The 14121-nt window shown below is 43.9% G+C and carries 14 protein-coding genes and 1 riboswitch; of the genes, 9 read left to right on the top strand and 5 right to left on the bottom strand.

The window, feature by feature from the left end:
* Positions 1 to 288: 288 nt before the first annotated feature.
* From BM003_RS03830 to BM003_RS03810, 5 genes are all read left to right on the top strand, one after another.
* The gene (locus BM003_RS03830) at positions 289 to 618 is read left to right on the top strand and encodes a PadR family transcriptional regulator (RefSeq protein ID WP_093670284.1); all 330 of its coding nucleotides are present in this window, start codon (positions 289 to 291) and stop codon (positions 616 to 618) included.
* Entirely contained in the window at positions 605 to 1162 is a 558-nt protein-coding gene (locus tag BM003_RS03825; RefSeq protein WP_093670282.1) for an HAAS signaling domain-containing protein, read from the top strand. The genes BM003_RS03830 and BM003_RS03825 overlap by 14 nt, the downstream gene beginning before the upstream one ends.
* On the top strand, positions 1159 to 2103 hold the full coding sequence (locus tag BM003_RS03820) for a DUF4097 family beta strand repeat-containing protein (RefSeq protein WP_177184627.1): 945 nt from the start codon (positions 1159 to 1161) through the stop codon (positions 2101 to 2103). Before BM003_RS03825 ends, BM003_RS03820 begins: the two co-directional genes overlap by 4 nt.
* Before the next feature lie 165 nt (positions 2104 to 2268).
* The gene (locus BM003_RS03815) at positions 2269 to 3849 is read left to right on the top strand and encodes an FAD-dependent oxidoreductase (RefSeq protein ID WP_093670278.1); all 1581 of its coding nucleotides are present in this window, start codon (positions 2269 to 2271) and stop codon (positions 3847 to 3849) included.
* Between the two features lie 2 nt (positions 3850 to 3851).
* A complete protein-coding gene (locus BM003_RS03810) occupies positions 3852 to 4229 on the top strand; it encodes a DnaJ family domain-containing protein (RefSeq protein WP_093670276.1) in 378 nt (125 codons plus the stop codon).
* Between the two features lie 4 nt (positions 4230 to 4233).
* Here the strand turns inward: BM003_RS03810 and BM003_RS03805 are convergent, their stop codons facing one another.
* Entirely contained in the window at positions 4234 to 4878 is a 645-nt protein-coding gene (locus tag BM003_RS03805; protein WP_093670274.1) for a cupin domain-containing protein, read from the bottom strand.
* Between the two features lie 241 nt (positions 4879 to 5119).
* A riboswitch (cyclic di-GMP riboswitch) is annotated at positions 5120 to 5206 on the top strand.
* Between the two features lie 38 nt (positions 5207 to 5244).
* Between BM003_RS03805 and BM003_RS17340 the strand changes: the two genes are divergently transcribed.
* Positions 5245 to 6120, top strand: a complete 876-nt coding sequence (locus tag BM003_RS17340) for a CAP domain-containing protein (protein ID WP_143128426.1) — start codon at positions 5245 to 5247, stop codon at positions 6118 to 6120.
* 63 nt (positions 6121 to 6183) lie between these two features.
* Here BM003_RS17340 and BM003_RS03790 read toward each other — a convergent pair whose 3' ends face one another.
* Entirely contained in the window at positions 6184 to 6954 is a 771-nt protein-coding gene (locus tag BM003_RS03790; protein ID WP_093670270.1) for a MerR family transcriptional regulator, read from the bottom strand.
* Positions 6955 to 7144: 190 nt separating this feature from the next.
* Between BM003_RS03790 and BM003_RS03785 the strand changes: the two genes are divergently transcribed.
* The 3 genes from BM003_RS03785 (at position 7145) to BM003_RS03775 (ending at position 9655) form a co-directional block, all read left to right on the top strand.
* Entirely contained in the window at positions 7145 to 8125 is a 981-nt protein-coding gene (locus tag BM003_RS03785; RefSeq protein ID WP_093670268.1) for a permease, read from the top strand.
* Between the two features lie 13 nt (positions 8126 to 8138).
* Positions 8139 to 8987 (top strand): TIGR03943 family putative permease subunit, encoded by an 849-nt coding sequence (locus tag BM003_RS03780; RefSeq protein WP_093670266.1) that lies wholly within the window; start codon positions 8139 to 8141, stop codon positions 8985 to 8987.
* Between the two features lie 158 nt (positions 8988 to 9145).
* Positions 9146 to 9655, top strand: coding sequence for a type 1 glutamine amidotransferase domain-containing protein (locus BM003_RS03775; protein WP_093670264.1), 510 nt, complete (start codon positions 9146 to 9148; stop codon positions 9653 to 9655).
* 768 nt (positions 9656 to 10423) lie between these two features.
* Here the strand turns inward: BM003_RS03775 and BM003_RS03770 are convergent.
* From BM003_RS03770 to BM003_RS03760, 3 genes are all read right to left on the bottom strand, one after another.
* The gene (locus BM003_RS03770; protein WP_093670262.1) at positions 10424 to 11233 is read right to left on the bottom strand and encodes an arginase family protein; all 810 of its coding nucleotides are present in this window, start codon (positions 11231 to 11233) and stop codon (positions 10424 to 10426) included.
* Between the two features lie 621 nt (positions 11234 to 11854).
* Positions 11855 to 12715 (bottom strand): S66 family peptidase, encoded by an 861-nt coding sequence (locus tag BM003_RS03765; RefSeq protein ID WP_245734031.1) that lies wholly within the window; start codon positions 12713 to 12715, stop codon positions 11855 to 11857.
* Between the two features lie 23 nt (positions 12716 to 12738).
* Entirely contained in the window at positions 12739 to 14118 is a 1380-nt protein-coding gene (locus tag BM003_RS03760) for an RsmB/NOP family class I SAM-dependent RNA methyltransferase (protein WP_093670260.1), read from the bottom strand.
* Between the last annotated feature and the right edge of the window lie 3 nt (positions 14119 to 14121).

The raw sequence follows: 14121 nt of genomic DNA, 5'->3' as shown, positions 1-14121 counted from the left end.
AGCATCATATAACCGGAAAATCTCCGCTTATTTTATTCCGGCCACGTTACTATTAAGGATCAAAATGATTTATAAGAAAAACCGGGCGCTTTTTGCCCGGTTTTTCTTATAAATAAATAGTCAATAAAAAGTGAAAAAAAAAAGAGTCGACTATATTGCATTAATCAGTAGTGTGTATTATTCTATACATAAGGAATGAATGAGCAGATCACACTATATTTTGCATATCTATTAGACAATAATCAGTAGTGATCAATGAATAGATCTTGATGGGAAAGGATGAATCACGTGAATGTTCAGTTCAAAAAAGGTGTTCTGGAACTTTGTGTGCTTGTGCTTATCGATACCAAAGACCAATATGGTTACGAGCTTGCTCAGAACATTTCGAAGAAAATTGAAGTGGCTGAAGGTACACTTTATCCGCTGCTTCGGCGTCTGACGAAAGAAGGCTATTTGTCAACGTACCTTGGCGAGTCAACCGAAGGACCGCCAAGAAAATATTACTCCATTACGGCAGAAGGGGAGCAGTATATGAATGCATTAATTAACGAGTGGAAACAATTTTCCAAAGCGGTTGATCAGTTTATTAAGGAGGGAGCGGGACATGGTGAAGAATGAATTTTTTCGTAAACTGAACCATTTGCTGAGAGAACTCCCCAAAAAAGAGCGTGATGAAATTCTAGCGGATTTTGAAGAACATTTCACGATTGGATTTAATGAAGGAAAAACAGAAGAAGAAATCATTCAAGAACTCGGAGATCCAAAAGATATTGCTAATGCGGAACTAGCCGATTATGATGCCACAAACCCGGCGAGGCAGGGTGGGGCAACATCAGCAACGCGTTCGCTGCTCCTCGCTATAGTCCTGATTTTTTTTAATTTAGTTGTGGTTGCAGGACCGGCTTTTGGTATTTTCTTCGGATTTATTGGTCTATGGTTTGGTGCCATTTGTATGGTGATCAGCCCGCTGCTTTCGCTTTTATCCTATTTTCAGTCGGGTTTTGATGCTTTTTTATTCACCTTCTTCGTATCGCTTGCTTGCTGCGGCGTAGGTTTACTGCTCAGTATCGCATTAATCTACATCGGAAAATTTCTTTGGTATGTATGTGCCGGTTATATCCGTTTTACTATAGATCTCATTACAGGGAGGAAGCGATCATGAAAAAAACTATCTATGTTGCCCTGGCACTCATTTTTATCGGCGCAATTGGAGGATTGATTGTTTTTCAAACAACAGATCTTTTCCAAACGAGTAAAGCTGATACACAAACAAGAACCGCATCGGTCAATGGAATAAAGAAAATAAATGTTGACGTATCTTCGCTGGATGTTGAAATAAAGAAAACAAATCGTGATCAATTGTCCGCCGAGGTGAAGGGCTGGGGCAATAAGCAGATGATCCAAGGGGTTAAGCTTGCGATCAATAAGGAAGGCGATACGCTTCATGTGACTGCAGAGCGAAATCAATCGTTTTTCACCTTCACGATTGGTTGGTCTAAGCTGGTCATCGAGGTTCCGGAGCAGGACTATAATCGAATTACTGTTGATGTGGGCTCGGGGGATCTTTCTATTGAAGGCCAACAGGCAGGACACATGTCTTTAACTTCCGGTTCCGGAGATGTCACTGCTAAAAATAATAAGTCCAGAGGGGATTTTATTGTTCAGACATCCAGTGGTGATATTGATATGCAGCATAATCAAGTCCAGAATGAAGCCCATGTCTCTGCAAACAGTGGAGATCTTGACTTGTCCGATTTGACTGCCAAGTCCACGCGACTTGAAACAGCCTCCGGAGATATTGATGTTCAAAGGTACAGCGGATCACTGATTGCACAAGCTAATTCGGGTGACATAGACATTGAAAGTAACCAGTTGTCCGGAGATATTGATGCGCAAGCAGCGAGCGGTGATATCGATATTAATTTTGCGCAGGATCCAGATTCATTGTCCGTTGATTATCGTGGCGGTTCCGGAGAAGGCACAGTTAATCTGGACGGATTCCTCTATAAAGATAAAACAGATCACCTCATCATCGGACAAAAAGGCGAAGGAAGATACAAAATCAGAGTGCGAACAAATTCCGGAGACTTTCGTTTGCAATGATTGATGATTGATAGAAAATAAAAAAACGATTCGCTCTGAGTGAAACTCGGGCGGATCGTTTTTCTTTACAGCTAAGGTGCATAGTTTTTTCAACATAGGAGACACTGTCCTTTGAGGGTTATGTATGGGTTAACAGTTTAGGCAAACAAAAGGTGGATGATCCGCATGGAGCAGCAAAACACGAATTTATCAGAGAATACTTCATCTTTGTGGCATGACACCGTTCATCTGCCAACGTTTCAATCCCTGCAAGAAAGTGGTACAACAAACACGCTGGTGGTCGGTGCCGGGATTACGGGAATCACAACAGCGTATATGCTGGCAAAAAGCGGCATTCCGGTCATGTTGATGGATGCGAGCACAATTGCGAGCGGCACGAGCGGTTATACGACGGCGAAAATTACAGCTCAGCATGGATTGATCTACGACCATTTGATTCGTACACTTGGCGCGGAAAAAGCCGCACTCTATTATCAGGCGAATAAAGAGGCGCTTCACTGGATGGGGAGCCATGTGCAGGAGCATGATCTGCAGTGCGACTACGAAATTCAGCCGGCAGTTGTCTACGCGACAACGGATCAAGAAGCGAAAAACATCGAGAAAGAGAAACTGGCCTATGATCATTTAGGCATTTTGGGGAACCTGACCCATTCAATTGAGTTGCCTATTGAAGTTAAGAATGCGCTTATTATGCCTGGTCAAGCGCAATTTCACCCATTAATGTATTTGCACGAACTGCTTGCAGATCTTGTAAAAATGAAGGTACCGATTTTTGAAGAAACACTTGCAGTAGATATAAAAGACAAAGAGTCTGAACCGCTCGTGATGACAAAACAGGGCTTTGACGTCCGTTGTCAGCATGTGCTGATCTGCTCCCACTTTCCTTTTTATGACAACCGCTTCTACTTTTCCAGAATGTTTCCCGAGCGTTCCTATTTAATTGCTTGTGAAACAGAGGGCAAAGTTCCGGATGGTATGTACCTCAGTGCAGGTGCGCCGAAACGCTCTATTCGCGGATTGCGGCTCAATCACAAGAACTACCTTTTAATTGGTGGTGAAAATCATAAAACCGGGCGCGGTGAACCGATGGATGTTCACTATCAGAAGCTCGTTGACTTCGCGCGTGAGCAATTTGGCGAAGAGAAAATTAAGGCACATTGGTCAGCGCAGGATTTTACGACATTGGATCAGGTTCCTTATATAGGAAGGCTTGCGAATAACAATCCACATGTTTTGGTTGCCGCCGGATTTCATAAGTGGGGAATGACCACCGGAACGCTTGCCGCACAACTATTAACTGATCTAGTCCTTGAGCGCGCAAATCCTTATGTAGACTTGTTCAGTCCCGCGCGCTTTGAGGCGGGACCTATGCTTGCCAGCTTTCTCGTCGAAAATATGAAAACGGCGGGCAATCTGATTAAAGGAAAAATAAGCAAGCCCGAGCCATTAGATGAACACCTGCAAAACGACCATGGCGTAATTGCGTCGCTTCATGGACGCAAAGTCGGTGCTTATCGTAATGAGGACGGACATTTGACTGTGGTTGATGCCACTTGCCCGCACATGGGGTGCGAAGTAAACTGGAATCAAGGCGAGCGGACATGGGATTGCCCCTGCCACGGCTCACGCTTCACAGCCAATGGAGATGTGCTCGACGGTCCGGCAAAGGAATCTTTGTCACTGATTTTTTCAGAGTCTGATCATCAAAATAAGGAACATCAAACGTCAACTAAACGGGAGTGTTAACGATGGGCATTATTGAAATTATGGCAGAAGAAAAAATACAGGAAGGTCTAAAAGCCGGCGCATTTGATCATCTTCCGGGCAAAGGCAAGCCGCTTGTTCTTGAAGATCTGTCGTCAGTACCTAAAGAACTGCGTACAGGTTACAAAATGATGAAAAATGCAGGCATGCTGCCTGAAGAGCTGCAGATAAAAAAAGACATCGTTACGTTGAATGATTTGCTTAATTGCTGCGAAAATGAACAAGAGCGCGCACGGCTAACGAAGCAACTGCGATTTAAACAATTGAAATTTAATCAGTTAGTGGAAAAACGTTCAATCGTGCACACATCGACCTTTCAAAGTTATCGTTCGCGCATTTTCAATCGACTCCATCTTTTCTAATTCGCTATCTGTTTTTCCAAATGTTGAGAAGCGGTCCCTGATTTCCGTATACCGGATCTTGCTTCGGTTTGCCAACATGGCTAATAGTATCTTTTAAAGCCTTCGTTTCCTTTGTTTGAATATCGTAGTCTTGTCCATTGGGATACCCGCCGGCAATAGAGAAATCGCTGCTTGATGATAAGCGCTTATGCCCGGTTCCCGCCGGTAGCACGACAACGTCGCCTGCAGACACTTTGAAATCGCTGCCTTTCTGTCCGCCAAGCCTAAGTGTCGCATGTCCGGAGATAACCCCAAGTACTTCATGAGACGTGCTGTGAAAGTGATGGTAAGAAAAGACACCGTCTACCCAATTATTGCCCCAATTGTTCTTCTCAAATGTTTTCACAATCTGCCCGGTCCGTCCTTTGAACGCTCCAGGATAAATCAGAACCTGGAAATAGGGATTGTTCGGAATTATTCCGTCATCTTTAAAGGTAACTGTTTGTACCTTAACGAATTTTTTGTTGTTTAGTGATTCTTGTTTGGATGTTTGAGTGATTGATGTTTTCTGAGTTTCATTTGATGAATGATTGTCTGATGCGGCCTGTCCGCTGCAAGCCGCAAGTACGACAAGCGGTGCGACACTCACTGCTTGAAACCACCTTCGCAAGTGAATCTCCTCCTTAAATTGAATTTATTAATTAGTATAGTACCCAGAATATTTTGATGATAGTAATTTGCTTATCTGCTTATTTTCGGTGCAGATATTGAAGGTTTATAGAGCTTTGATCGGTTCTATTAATAAAATCGTTTTACAGCCGATATATAATTTGTGGAAAACACGCAGCTTTTGTAAAAACATGTGGGCTGTTGTATAGTTGACTTAACTTAATACTTTAGAGAGAAATCTTTTTTCTAAAGGGCAAAACTACTGAAAAGTAGTGACGCAAAGTCACAGATCTAAAGCGAGTAATCGCTAGGATGGCTGGACCGCCGTATTTGATAGTCAAACGTAAATGAGGGGAGATTTTTTATTATGCGTATTTTCAAGCATTTGTTAGTAGGTTTATTGATTGTTGTCCTGTCCCTGTCCACAGCCTCAATATCAGCTGCTGATCAATCGAAATCGGCCGCCGGTTCAAATAAACAATCCCAACCGATCGTTCAACAGAATGAGAAGATTACGAGCGGTGTTGAAGCGAAATCGGTGAAGAAGCACGCGAAGAAAAAAGCGAAAAAGCCTGTAGTTAAGAAGCGTATAAAAAAGAGTGTTAAGAAAAAAGCGGTAAAGAAAGCAAAAAAATCGGTTAAGAAGAAAAAGGCAGTTAAAAAGGTTAAAAAAGCAGTCAAAAAGGCTAAAGTAGTCAAAAAGAAAGCTGTACATAAAGCCGTTAAAAAAACTCCTGTTAAAGCTCCTGCAAAAGCTCCTGCAAAAGCTCCTGCAAAAGCTCCTGCAAAAGCTCCTGTTAAAGCACAGACACCAGCACCACAACCCGCAGTTTCCGGTCAGTATAATGGATCCGTAGAACAGCAGATTGTGAATCTAGTAAATAATGTACGTGCGCAGAACGGATTGAGGGCACTTCAAGTCAAGCCGGAACTTCAGAATTTTGCACGGCAATGGAGTCAGCAGCAATTTAGCAATGGCGCAATGAGCCACGGAATGATGAATTTTTCGCGGAACACGGTAGCCGGACAAAATGTAGCTTATGCTAAAGGCGATGTAAACTATTTCGGATGGGATCAGATTTGGAGCGCCCAGGCGACGATGGACGGCTGGATGAATTCCCCGGGGCATCGAGCGAATATACTGAAGCCTGAGTATAAATATATTGGTGTCGGTGTCGTTTACGGTCAAAAGAATGGCAGTTCAGACGGTTGGGCATTCTTCACGCAAGACTTCTCAGACTAACTCTATGAAACTAGATAAGAGGTGCGGATACTAGATGGTATCCACACCTCTTTTTCAATCAATTTACACATTTGCTGTGTAAATTTTTACGGCATCACGAAGCATTTTTGCCGCGCCTTTAGCGACTTTGCTCTCATAATAACTTGTGAATCGTGGGTCATCCACATACATCTGCGCGAGACCGGCATGTGCTTCTTTGGAATACGTTCCCTTTGGCCAGAAATAGCATAGCCATTGACGGTGCAAGTCTGCCGCTTTCTGAGCAGGAGTGCTTGCGGGATCGTTAAGATTGAGCGCTTCTTGCAGGTTCTGGAACATCTCATTCTGAATAGCCATGGATGCTTCATAGTCATCCTTACTCAGATTGGCAAATTGTTTGTTTGATTTTTCTACTACATCTTCGCCATATTTTTTACGGATCTCTTTGCCATACCTTTTCTCATTCTGAGCTAATTTCTCCTTTTTGAAGCCTTCGAATTTCTCGTGATCAGTCATGATTGTCTCTCCTTTTTGTGAAGCAAGCGTTTTTTCAACGGTCGCGATCAGCCGTTCAAGGCGCTCTTTCTCCGCATTTAATTTCTTGTGTTGTTCAGTGAGCGCGCCCAAAAGGTTGAAATCCGGCGAGGACAGCATCTCATGAATTTCCTTTAAACTGAACCTGAGTTCTCGAAAAAAGAGAATCTGTTGAAGCAGGTCAACCTGCTTCGCTCCGTATACTCGGTAGCCGGACGCATTGATAAAATCAGGTTTAAGCAAGTCGATTTTGTCGTAGTAACGCAGCGTGCGCGTGCTTACACCTGCTAAGTCACTGAGCATTTTTATTGAATAATTCATTGAACTCCCTCCTGATATTTTCTACTTTACACCGTGACGTTGCGTCAATCACAAGGGATTTTTAAGAAAACCTTTGCAGCTAATTATTGAGTGATGAACCGTATAAATTTAATCATAGTTTTGTCAGCATGGGCATGAGGTGGTAGACTAGGAGAAGTTTTAATGACAGCGTCAGTATTGCGACCGTTGCATGATTTTACAAGCGCAAATTGAGTTGATATTCCGTATACGTTCATCTGTTTATTTGATCGGAGTGGTTGGTTTGTTCAGCAATTCGTTTCTGCAATTAAATACAATTTTTATTAGTATTATTATCGAAGCGGTCCCTTTTATCATTATTGGTGTGTTTATTTCAGCAATTATTCAAATGTTTGTTACCGATACGCTCGTTGCTCGAATTGTGCCCAAGAATCGGGTGGGGTCCGTGATGTTCGGCACATGTATGGGTGCTCTATTTCCCGCATGTGAATGCGGCATTGTGCCGATTACCGAACGCTTGGTCAAAAAGAACGTACCCTTGCATGCGGCGATCGCGTTTATGCTGGCGGGACCGATCATAAATCCGGTTGTGCTTTTTGCTACATATATAGCCTTTGGCAGCAGCTGGCAGATGGTGTTTTATCGTGCGGGACTCGCCATCGCCGTATCCATCACCGTAGGCATCCTGGTTTCTTATCTATTTCCAGAAAACCAATTGAGAGAATTTGTGAATAAGAAAGTGGCGCATTACCATAATCATCACCATGAAAACAATGGCGAACCGAACTCCATCACCTTTTTGGACAAGTTCAAAGGGACGATGGATCACGCGATTGATGAATTTTTTTCCGTCGGCAAATACCTTGTCTTTGGCGCGTTTATCGCGGCTGCGATGCAGACCTATATTAAGCAAAGCGTGCTGCTTTCATTCGCCAATACACCGTTTACCGCTATTCTTGTCATGATGCTTCTCGCTTTCATTATGTCACTATGCTCGGAAGCCGATGCGTTTGTTGCCTCATCGTTTCGCAGTACCTTTCCGCCGGGACCACTGACCGCATTTCTCGTCTTTGGTGCGATGGTTGATATTAAGAATCTGATTATGATGCTCTCAACATTTAAAAAGAAATTTGTCGCCGGGTTAATCGCACTTATTTTTATCTGCGTATTTGCCGGGGCACTGTTGATTTAAGGAGGGGTCAGCCATGCTTCGCTTTTTAATCTTATTTGGATTCGCTTATCTTTTTCTGCATCTGCACCTTACCGGTGACATCAGTAAATACATTAATATGCGCTATGGTTATCTATCCTTTGCAATGATTTTTGTGATTGGTTTTATGGCCATCTATCAGCTTGTGAAATGGAATGTTGAAGGCAATAAGGCACATGTCGATGTGGAACAAGAGATTTTTGGGCATGATCATAGTCATGAGAACAATACGTGGTGGAAAAAAATAGTCACTTATACATTGGTCATTTTTCCACTTGTCACTGGATTGTTCCTGCCAATTGCGACACTTGATTCAACGATTGTGCGTGCAAAGGGGTTTCATTTTGCTGAAATTGACAATGACAAGGATCAGTACGCAAACCACCAGATCCTGAAACCAGATACAAGCCAATATTACGAGAGCAGCACCTATAAAGAAATGTTGAAATCGGATATGGAGAAATACAGCAAACCGGATCGACTGTATCTCAACGACGACAATTTTCTGCGCGCGCTTGAGGCTGTGTACAATTATCCGGGGAATTTCTCAAATAAACAAATCTCCATCATGGGTTTTGTCTATCATGGTGATTCACTCGAAAAAAATCAATTATTCTTATTTCGATTCGGCATCATTCACTGTATTGCCGATGCCGGGGTTTTTGGCTTGATGGTTCAATTCCCAAAGAATGTCGATTATAAGGACGATACATGGGTCCGTGCCGAGGGGAAACTGGCCGAAACGTATTATCAACCTTTTAAGCAGACCATTCCGGTGGTGAAGGTAACCAAATGGCACCAGGTTGAGAAACCAAAATCTCCCTATGCTTACCGCAAGTATTGACCGAATCATGGAGTAAAGCAGATTATTTGATCATGCGGCACATGAATGCCTATAATAATACCTGTGAACTTGGAATTGCTTGTTCATTTGTTTACTTGCTGTATCAATTTTTGTGAATCGGACAAGTTAATTTCGAAATAATAGTGAGGAGGATTTACATGGCAAAGACTATTGCTGCAGTACTTGCAGATGATTTCGAGGATGTTGAATTCACGGGTCCGGCTAAGGCATATGAGGAAGCAGGTCACACGGTCACTGTTATCGGAAAAACAAAAGGTGCTGTAATCAATGGCAAACATGGAACAAAAGTGACGGCGGATGCATCGATCGACGACGTAAAGCCAAGTGATTTTGACGCACTGCTCATAGCCGGCGGTTATTCACCAGATAATTTGCGAGACGATGACCGGTTCGTCGCTTTTACCAAAACATTCATGGATGATGATAAAGGTGTTTTCGCAATCTGTCACGGTCCTCAACTGCTGATTACAGCGGAGGCAATCAAAGATCGCAACATTACCGGTTACAAATCAATTGCCGTTGATTTGAAAAACGCCGGCGCAAAGTATAAAGATGAGGAAGTCGTCGTTTGCCACAATCTCGTGACAAGCAGAACTCCTGATGATATTCCTGCATTTAATCGGGAAAGCTTAAAAGTATTGGCATAAAATTACAGTAAAAAGCGCTGTTTCTTCAGATAATCGGAGAAGCAGTGTTTTTTTTTACAAGTAAAAAAAAGTTTATGATCCGCTTGAGGGGCACGGGACACCGCTTGAATGAAAATATAAAATGCCCTATTTACGTCCAAAATTAATCGTTTTTCCTTGCTGGTACGACGATAAGGTCATAAGATTCGGATAGGCGATCAGGTAAGCGCCCAATCTGAGGAATAAGCGGAAAAATTCCGCTTATCGAATCAAAAAACGTGAAAATGGAGGCTTTTTCTGTGCATAAGCGGAAAAATTACCCTTATTTACCTGTGAAACAAGCACCAGGATGCAAATAAGCGGAAAATCTCCGCTTATTTTATTCCGGCCGCGTTACTTAATTAAGGATCAAAATGATTTATTAGAAAACTTGGCTTCGCCAAGCCTCTGGCGAAGGCGAAGACTTAGTTGCGACGGTCATGGACGGCCTAGTGTCCGGTGAGCCGCAGGACGCGGCGTTTTTTCGGACCGCTTACACGTTTCCTTTAAATATTTTCTTATACTTTCCTACCAGTGTGAAATAGAACTGTCTGTTCAAGACAAGCTTGATGATTCAAAACCGTATTTGGAACAAAGGAGCTTTCGCTAAGCGCGCATACGTCCTGTATGCAACGCGAAAGCCACCGCATCCTGCGGAAGTACGTCCTGTATGCAACGCGAAAGTCATCACATCCTGCGGAAGTAAGGACTGAGCGCTCTTTGCCCGGTTTTTCTAATTTAAATCGCTTATTAAACGACATGTTTCGTGAACTGATCACCTTTTTTATTCGTTACGCTGGTCTGTTTTAAAAAGGCTTGCGCAATCAGGAGATTACTCTTTTCGTTTTTGCGAATCCAAAGACGCGTTTGCTGATCAAACTGTTCGTGAGGCCGAATAGGCCACTCACCGCAGACATCAAGTCCCTCGACTTTTTTCTTATCAATGATTTTTTCAATGAACGCAACGAGATTCATCACTGAAACATTTCCTTGATCCCAGTTTGTTTTCGCATCCTGTTCGGTGAGCAAGTCTTTGTCAACACTGATATACACATGCTCAGTAGGAACAGCATCGAGAATCCGGGCAGCAGAAGGAAGATTTTTTTCGGGGAAAATCGTCACTTGCCGGCGTCCGCCTATTTGGATTATCGGTGCTTTTGTCGGATCGGGACCGATGGTAATTACTTTTTTTAGATTTACAAGGTCGTTGACTGCGTGACGAACCCACGAGCCGCAAGACAATAATGAGCCGATCCGCCCTTCTTTTAAGTCTGTATGATGATCAAAGAGAATCAGAGAAAAAGGGCGGTCAATACGCTTTAATCGTGCAAGCGTCGCGTAATGATAGTTGCCGCTGCCCCAAAAAGTCAGCCCATTTTCAGGCAACAGATTTAATTGACCGGAGATGTTCGCGAATGCTTCTTGCGAACAATACAAACTTGTGCCGCGGAGTTGCGTGAAATCAATCCAATGGTGAGGGACGGATGCAAGTAATTGAGTTTGAGATTCATAGGTTCTGTCAAAATTACAGAATGTGATATCATGATGCAACAAAGTCATGCTCAGACACTCCTTTTTTGAATCGATCGACCACAATGCTATTAACCGTTTTCAATTCTATTTTAGTGCACTATCAGACAAAATGAAACGATAAAGCGATGATCATGCGGTGCTGAGTCGGTAAGTCAACGTGAATGCTCAAAACAGTAGTTTGTTTGATGTCGGATACTTTGTGCGTCGGTCGTACATCTGAATATGAGCAGCCACAGCACGATCGCAGCAATTATCATAAAATTGGGAGGATTTGGAAGAATTAAAGTAAAGGCCATTAGTACACGGAAGAACAAATTGATCGAAATACTTTCATTCTTTTACTAATTGATTTATTATAGCAGATACGGGTCATAATGGCCCGGTTAAGAAAGCGCATTGTGCCTAGATTTAGGAACAAGCGGCTCTTTTATGTCTCACTTTACAGTCACGATTGCTGATCTTCATCCTTATGCGATGCTGATCGGGATAGTGGCTGTTCTTTTGTATTAAGAGAAAGCGTTCAAAGAGATGAATGTGGACGCTCTATTAGAAAAGAAGCGGCGTCACTTACTCTGCCAGTACGGGAGTGTGTCGCATCTGCATTGGTTGAAGTAACCTGCAGTGCCTCTATGGCCGCGAGTTCTCACTTTAATTAAAAGAAAGCGACAAACCAATAGGCAGACAATGGGCATCTTCTCCATGACCGAGCTGCTCGGTTTTCGCTACTGGTAATTGATAGCGTTCTGTGATCTCAAGAACGAGTTGTTCGATTGAAGGCTCCATCTTTTTAGCCTGCATCGCAGAGAATGTGCCGAGCAAAACACCGGAACATTTTGCGAAAACTGACAATTGATCGAGCTGAGCGAGGAGGGAGGCCATGCGTGCCGGACCGCCGCCAAGCGCTTCAAGAAAGATAATTTTATTGCTGGGATCGGGAAAACAGCTTGTTCCTGCAAGCTTTAAAAAGCAGCGAATATTCCCGCCGATGACGATTCCGTTCATTTGTTTGCCGCGCAGCCACCGAATCTTGAAAGTAGGAACCGGCGCGTCCTTCATGAACATTCGTGCGAAGAGCTCTGTTTGCTGCTCTGCAAATGATCCGGCTAGATTTTTGATCCGATAGTGGTAGGATGGAATGCCGGCGCGGGTGAAAATCGCATTATTTAGCACCGATAAATCACTGATTCCGACAAATGGAACACCTGCATTGCGGATCGCATCAAAGTCGAGAAAGGGAAGAATTTGATTGGCGCTGTCTCCGCCTGAAACGTCAAAGACCGCTCGAATATCAGGATAATGGAACAACCGAGTCAATTCGGAAGCGCGTTCTTGTGGTGAACCGCTGAATGGCGAATGTACATCACGAAAAATTGTTTTTGCTGTGACTGTTTTTAGACCGAGTCGTGTCAGTCGTCGTTCTATTTCGATTAGGCTTGTGTGATCTTCAGCTCGGAGACCATCGGAGCATGAAATCAATCCGACCGTATCTCCACTAGTTAATAAGGGCATAATGCTCAACTCCATGTCTGATCTTATTTTATTCCTCTGCGACGCAGCCCTTTTGGGTAGGAATTTTTCAAGATACCGCCGCTTGCTTTGCCCCAACCGAGTGGGAATCCGTCAATTGTGACCACAGTCCAACCCTTTAAGGCATTATCGAGCGGCAGTGTTTCGCCATGCAAATAGCGATTCCAATCCTCACCGGAAGAAACGAGGGGACACTGATATTGAAATGCGTCGGCCGGCAGTGCGAGCGCAAGCGAGTGGTTAGGCTCAAAACGATTTTTTTTCTGCTCGCCTAAATGCAAGCCTGCGCGGACGATTTTTAAACGTCCCAAGTCCGGACAATCATCCGGAAGCAGGAAGAGCTGATTACCGATGAAATGAAAAATACCGTTCAATGGTCTTTGAAGCGCCTGTTGTTCAAACATGCGGTAGTCCTTCAGCAGGTTTTCTTTAACAGATGGCGCGGCAGTTTGTTTACGTACCGATGCTGAGCCATGCTTGACGATTTTTGCGGCAAAATGCCCTTCTCCAAGCAGTCGATGCGGCCACAGTCGCGCCGTTTTGGAGAGATCAGGATTTTCACTCTCCGACCATTGTGGACGTCCGTTCGAAACCCCCGCCTTTTTTTCAATTGGCAAGAGTTCAAGGTCCGGATGCTTCTCCAGAAAAGAGTCAATCATTCGCTCATCTTCCTCAGGCGAAAATGTGCAGGTTGAATAAACAAGAATACCTTCGGAACGCAGCATGACATACGCCTGTTCCAAAATTTGCGCCTGCAGGGCAGCGCATTCCGCGACATGCTCCGGGCTCCAATAGTGCATCGCTTCCGGATCTTTTCGGAACATGCCTTCACCGGAGCAAGGCGCGTCTACGAGAATTTTGTCAAAATAGCCCGGGAAATAATGAGCCAACCGCTCGGGCATTTCATTCGTAACCACTGTATTTTTTAGCCCCATACGTTCAACGTTCTCGGAAAGTGCCCGCGCTCGTTTCGGGTAAGGTTCATTCGAGATAAGCAAGCCTGTGTTGCCCATCGTTGCGGCTAATTGTGTCGATTTTCCGCCGGGTGCCGCACATAGGTCGAGCACACACTCGCCGGGCTTTGGATCCAAAGCTTTTGCGACGAACATCGCACTCGGTTCTTGAATGTAATAAAGTCCTGCCTGATGGTATGGATGTTGCCCAGGCGCATCTGAATTCTGATAGTAAAAACCCTCCTGACAAAACGGAATAGGTTCCAGATGAAATGGCGCGCATTCCAAAAGTTTAGCGGGGGACAGCTTTAAGCTGTTGACACGTAACCCGAATGCTCTGTCCTGATTATAGGTTTCAAAAAAAGCGCCCGCTTCTTCACTGCCCATGAGCGCAATCATTTTGTTTCTAAAAGCTTCCGGCAACTCAAACAAGAA

The organism is Sporolactobacillus nakayamae (assembly GCF_900113325.1).
GTDB classification, from domain to species: domain Bacteria; phylum Bacillota; class Bacilli; order Bacillales; family Sporolactobacillaceae; genus Sporolactobacillus; species Sporolactobacillus nakayamae.
This window is presented reverse-complemented; position numbering and strand designations above follow the sequence as displayed.